The organism is Variovorax sp. P4_B10 (genome assembly GCF_056402375.1).
This window is the reverse complement of record NZ_JBFUHN010000154.1, coordinates 1-4993: the sequence shown is the minus strand read 5'-3', so window position 1 is coordinate 4993 and position 4993 is coordinate 1. Positions and strand designations below refer to the sequence as shown.

At 66.7% G+C, this 4993-nt stretch carries 6 protein-coding genes and 1 pseudogene; 5 read left to right on the top strand and 2 right to left on the bottom strand.

The annotated features are described in order from the left end of the window. Both AC1DXX_RS32965 and xseA read right to left on the bottom strand, forming a co-directional pair. Positions 1–120: pseudogene (locus tag AC1DXX_RS32965) on the bottom strand (superoxide dismutase [Fe]); the annotation flags it as partial. Between the two features lie 50 nt (positions 121–170). Continuing rightward, positions 171–1484: an exodeoxyribonuclease VII large subunit gene (xseA, locus tag AC1DXX_RS32960; RefSeq protein ID WP_478138405.1), complete on the bottom strand. Its 1314-nt coding sequence runs from the start codon at positions 1482–1484 to the stop codon at positions 171–173. Positions 1485–1797: 313 nt separating this feature from the next. On the opposite strand from xseA, the gene AC1DXX_RS32955 reads away from it, so the two are divergent. From AC1DXX_RS32955 to kdsB, 5 genes are read left to right on the top strand one after another with little or no spacing between them, the layout of a single operon-like run. Then, complete coding sequence (locus tag AC1DXX_RS32955) at positions 1798–2430, top strand: MotA/TolQ/ExbB proton channel family protein (RefSeq protein ID WP_478138404.1); 633 nt, start codon at positions 1798–1800, stop codon at positions 2428–2430. Positions 2431–2441: 11 nt separating this feature from the next. After that, positions 2442–2867, top strand: coding sequence for an ExbD/TolR family protein (locus AC1DXX_RS32950; RefSeq protein ID WP_478138406.1), 426 nt, complete (start codon positions 2442–2444; stop codon positions 2865–2867). Then, positions 2868–3890, top strand: coding sequence for a tetraacyldisaccharide 4'-kinase (gene lpxK, locus AC1DXX_RS32945; RefSeq protein ID WP_478138403.1), 1023 nt, complete (start codon positions 2868–2870; stop codon positions 3888–3890). Then, a complete protein-coding gene (locus AC1DXX_RS32940; RefSeq protein ID WP_013541700.1) occupies positions 3871–4053 on the top strand; it encodes a Trm112 family protein in 183 nt (60 codons plus the stop codon). Before lpxK ends, AC1DXX_RS32940 begins: the two co-directional genes overlap by 20 nt. After that, a complete protein-coding gene (gene kdsB / locus AC1DXX_RS32935) occupies positions 4050–4823 on the top strand; it encodes a 3-deoxy-manno-octulosonate cytidylyltransferase (RefSeq protein ID WP_478138402.1) in 774 nt (257 codons plus the stop codon). Before AC1DXX_RS32940 ends, kdsB begins: the two co-directional genes overlap by 4 nt. The last annotated feature ends 170 nt before the right edge of the window (positions 4824–4993 follow it).

The following is a 4993-nucleotide window of genomic DNA, read 5'->3' as shown; positions in this document are numbered from 1 at the left end:
GTTGAGGTTCACCACGTAGGCGTTGTGGTGCTTGCCGTAGTGGTACTCGAGGGTTTCCTTCGAATACTCGGGTGCCAGCGCGTCGAGGGCGTAGGGCAGGGGTGGGAGCACATGTTCCATGGTTTTTTCTCGTGGGTTGGTTGTGGGGAATGGAGGATTCTAGGAAGTAATTATTGAGGGCGCGTCGGACGTGTTCCCGTTGCATCGCCGGGCGTGACGGTCAGGTCGACCTCACCGTCCGCAAGTCGCGCGACCACTGCATCGCCTGCATTCAGGTTCTTTGCACTGACGATGGCACGGCCATACGCGTCGGTGAGCCAGGCATAGCCGCGCTGCAAGACCAATGCCGGATCGAGCAACCGCAGGCGCAAGGCCACACGCTCCAGGCGTTCGCGTCGTTGCACGAGCGAGCGTTCGAACCTCAAGGGAAAGTCCGCCGCAATCGACCGCGGCACCTGCGCCAGACGCTCCCGTCTCGATAGCACCGCAAAGTGCAGGCGCTGCGCATGGTGCGCCAGGCGAAGCTGCTGACGGGCCACCAGGTTCGAAGGGCGGCCGAGACGGCCCGCCGCTTGATCGAGCCGCTGCCCAAGCGCGTCGAGGCGCGCACCCAGCGCGCCGCCAAGCCGTTCGTCGAGCAGATCGAGCGCCCCGAGCCAGAGGTCGCGCGGTGCGCTGACGAGTTCGGCTGCCGCAGTGGGCGTGGGGGCACGCAGGTCGGCGCAGAAATCGGCGATGGTGAAGTCGGTCTCATGCCCGACGCCGCTCACCACCGGCACCGGGCTCTGCACGATGGTCCGCGCCAAGGTTTCGTCATTGAAGGCCCAGAGGTCTTCGATCGAGCCGCCGCCCCGCACCAGCAGGATCACGTCGACAGCCGGATCGAGCACATAGAGGGATTGCAGCGCACGCACCAGTTCGGCCGGTGCATTCGCGCCCTGTACCGCCGCCGGCGCGAGCACCACCGGAATGTGTGGCACGCGCCGCCGCAGCGCGGTGACAACGTCGTGCAGTGCCGCAGCCCCCAGGGAGGTGACGATGCCCACCGAACGCGGCATGGTGGGCAACACGCGCTTGCGCGCCGGATCGAACAGCCCTTCGGCTTCGAGGCGCGCCTTGCGCTGCAGGAACTGCTCGAACAGCGCGCCCTGCCCCGCACGCTTCAGGCTTTCGACGACCAGTTGCAGATCGCCGCGCGGCTCGTACACCGCAAGGCGCCCGCGCACCTCCACCTGGTCGCCGTCGCGGGGAGAAAAATCGAGCAATCCGGCGGCGCGGCGGAACATGGCGCAGCGCAACTGGCCCGACTCGTCCTTGAGCGAGAAGTAACAATGTCCACTCGACGCGCGCGAAAAGCCCGAGATCTCGCCGCGCACCGCGACGGGATTGAAGCGCGCGTCGAGCGCGTCGGCCACCGCCCGGCACAACGCGCCAACCGCCCAGATGCGCGGTCCGGGCGCAGGATTCGATTCACGAAAGTTCACGAAATGCACGAGCGGCCGGCAGCCACTCTTCCACAACGGACCACGTACTCCTTGCACCGAGCCCCCGGCAGGGGGCAGGCGCACGGTTTCTCGTGCAAGTGGTTGATTTCATTCAAAAAAGTACTGCTCAAAATTCAATCGATCTAGCGGAAAGCCCGAGCCATGCGGGTTCGGACAAGTTGCGCAGCAGGTTAGTCACAAAGTTATCCACAGAATCTGTGCGTCCTTGCCGACGTGCAAACAAGCCACATGCCGATGGCAGGCTCGGTGGATAATCGCCGCGCATTTGCAGTCTACGGGCCGGAGGATTTTCTTGTTTTCCATCATTGTTGCCGCGGGTTGGCCTATTTGGCCGCTGCTCGCTTGTTCAGTCATTGCGCTCGCGCTGGTTATAGAACGTTTCACGAGTCTCAAGACTGTGAAAGTATTACCGCCGAAATTGCTCGACGAAACCATTACCGTCTCGCGCGGGTCCATTCCCGGGCCGGACATCGCGACCAAACTTGAACGCAACTCGATGCTCGGCCAGGTGCTGGCCGCCGGCCTGCGGGCGCTCAACGCCAACCCGCGATGCACCGAGGACGACCTGCGCGCCGCCATGGAGGCCTCGGGCCGCACGATCGCGCACAGGCTGGAGCGCTACCTGCCGGCACTCGCCACCATCGCCTCGGCCGCGCCACTGCTGGGCCTGCTGGGCACGGTGATCGGGATGATCGAGATCTTCGGATCGCAGTCGCCCGGAAGCGGCGCCGTCGGTTCGGGCAATCCGGCGCAACTGGCGCACGGCATCTCGATCGCGCTCTACAACACGGCCTTCGGCCTGATCGTGGCGATCCCGACGCTGATCTTCTGGCGCTATTTCCGCAGCCGCGTCGACGAATATTTGCTGAACCTCGAACTCTCGGGCGAGCGCTTTGCGCGCCACCTGAACGCGCTGCGCAAATGACCCGCGGCCGCATGCAGTTTCGCCACGGCGCGCGCGACGAGCCGGAGATCAACCTGATCCCGTTCATCGACGTGCTGCTGGTCATCCTGATCTTCCTGATGCTGTCGACCACCTACAGCAAGTTCACCGAGATGCAGCTGCGGCTGCCGACGGCAGACGTCGACGCGCAGCGCGACTATCCGAAGGAAGTGATCGTGACGGTCTCGGCCGACGGCCGCTATTCGGTCAACAAGACCGCGGTGGCGGACCGCAACGTGGACACCGTGGCCGCCGCACTCGGCGCAGCGGCCACGGGCGGCAAAGACAGCGTGGTGATCATCAGCGCCGACGCGAGCAGCCCGCACCAAGCCGTCATCACGGTGATGGAGGCCGCGCGCCGGGCCGGCCTGGTGCAGATCACCTTCGCCGCCCAGTCGACGGCGCAAGCCGGGCACTGAGTGCCGTCGCAGGGCCGCAGCAGCACGGACACCCCAGCCTCGCGGCTGCAAAGCGCTTGGCTGCACCGCGGCTTGCCGGCATGCCTGTTGTGGCCGCTGTCGCTGCTTTACCGCACCCTCTTCGCGCTGCGGCGTTCGCTCTATAACCGGGGATGGCTTGCGACCGAGCGCGTGCCGGTACCCGTGATCGTGGTCGGCAACGTGATTGCGGGCGGCGCAGGCAAGACACCTGTCGTGATGGCCGTCGTCCGGCATCTGCAGGCCCGCGGCCTGCAGGTCGGCGTGGTGTCGCGCGGCTACGGCCGCCGCACCGACGACTGCCGCGAAGTGCTCGGCGACAGCGATCCGCACGATGTCGGCGATGAGCCAGCCCTGATTCGTCACACCACGGGCGCGCCCGTTTTCGTGGCCCGAAAGCGCATCGACGCCGCGCGAGCCCTCTTGGCCCGGCACCCGGCCACGCAGGCGATCGTGAGCGACGATGGCCTCCAGCATCTGGCGCTGGCGCGCGACATCGAAATCTGCGTGTTCGACGATCGCGGCATCGGCAACGGCTGGCTGCTGCCCGCCGGCCTCTTGCGCGAGCCGTGGCCGCGCCGCTGCGACCTGGTGCTCCATAGCGGCGAGCGGCCGGCCTTTGCGGGTGGCTACACCGCCACCCGCAGCCTTGCGCAGGATGCATTGGCGAGCGACGGAAAGCGCGTGTCCCTTGATGCCCTTGCAGGCAAGCCGCTGATCGCGTTGGCAGCCATTGCCCGGCCCGAGGGATTCTTCAAGATGCTGCGCGCCCGCGGCCTCACGCTCGCCGACACCATCCCGCTGCCCGATCACTACGACTTCGATGCGTGGCAGCGCCCCTCCTCCGGCGAATGCACCCTGGTCTGTACCGAGAAAGATGCGGTCAAACTGTGGCGCAAGGCGCCCGATGCACTGGCCGTGCCGCTGCACTTCGCACCCGCCCCGGAATTCTTCAGCGCGCTCGACGCAAAGCTATCATCGCTCGATGGATACCAAGCTGCTTGAACTGCTCGTCTGCCCCGTCACCAAGGGCCCCCTGACCTGGAACGCCGAGAAGCAGGAGCTCTGCTCGCGCAGCGCCCGCCTCGCCTATCCGGTGCGCGACGGCATCCCGGTGCTGCTCGAAAACGAGGCGCGCACGCTGTCCGACGAAGAGCTGGGCCTGTGAGCTTCACAGTCCTGGTGCCGGCACGCCTCGCATCGACGCGGCTGCCCAACAAGCCCCTGGCCGATATCGCGGGCCTGCCCATGGTCGTGCGCGTGGCCCGGCGCGCGAGCCAGTCCGGTGCCGCGCGCGTGGTGGTCGCGGGGGACGACGCCTCCATCGTTTCGGCCTGCAAGGCGCACGGCGTCGAGGCCATCCTCACCCGCCAGGACCACCCGAGCGGCACCGACCGGCTGGCCGAAGCCTGCGAGCAACTCGGCCTCGATGGCGACGACATCGTCGTCAACGTGCAGGGTGACGAGCCGCTGATCGACCCGGCGCTGATCGATGCCGTGGCAACCGTATTGGCCACTCACCCGGGCGCCGCGATGAGCACTGCGGCCCATGAAATCGACGCGCTGGGCGACTTCCTGAATCCGAACGTGGTGAAGGCGGTGCTCGACGCCCAGGGCAATGCGCTCTATTTCAGCCGCGCGCCGATCCCATGGTGGCGCGATGGCTCGGCCAATGGCGCGGCACCGACGGTTCTGCCCACCCCGGCGCCGCTGCGCCATATCGGCATCTACGGCTACCGCGCAGGCTTCGTTCGGAAATTTCCGTCGCTGCCGCCGGCCCCCGTCGAGGCCACCGAAGCGCTCGAACAATTGCGCGCGCTGTGGCATGGGCATCGCATCGCGGTCCACGTCAGCCATGTCGCGCCCGGACCGGGCATCGACACCCCCGAGGACCTGGCGCGCGTGCGCGCAGTCTTCGCAGCCGGGGCCGCGCAGTAAGGCATGCGCCGCGGAGGGAATTCTTCACGGGCACGCATGCTATCCTCGATGCAAATCTGCCTTGCCCAGCCCTCGGGCCGACGCTTGGTGCGACACAAAATCTAAGAACCGTCCGAGGACACCATGAGACTAATTTTGCTGGGCGCGCCCGGGGCGGGCAAAGGCACGCA

Bases quoted from the DNA above. Each gene is read 5' to 3' on its own strand.
- AC1DXX_RS32950 (WP_478138406.1), top strand. From the start codon at position 2,442: ATGCAGTTTCGCCACGGCGCGCGCGACGAGCCGGAGATCAACCTGATC.
- AC1DXX_RS32940 (WP_013541700.1), top strand. From the start codon at position 3,871: ATGGATACCAAGCTGCTTGAACTGCTCGTCTGCCCCGTCACCAAGGGC.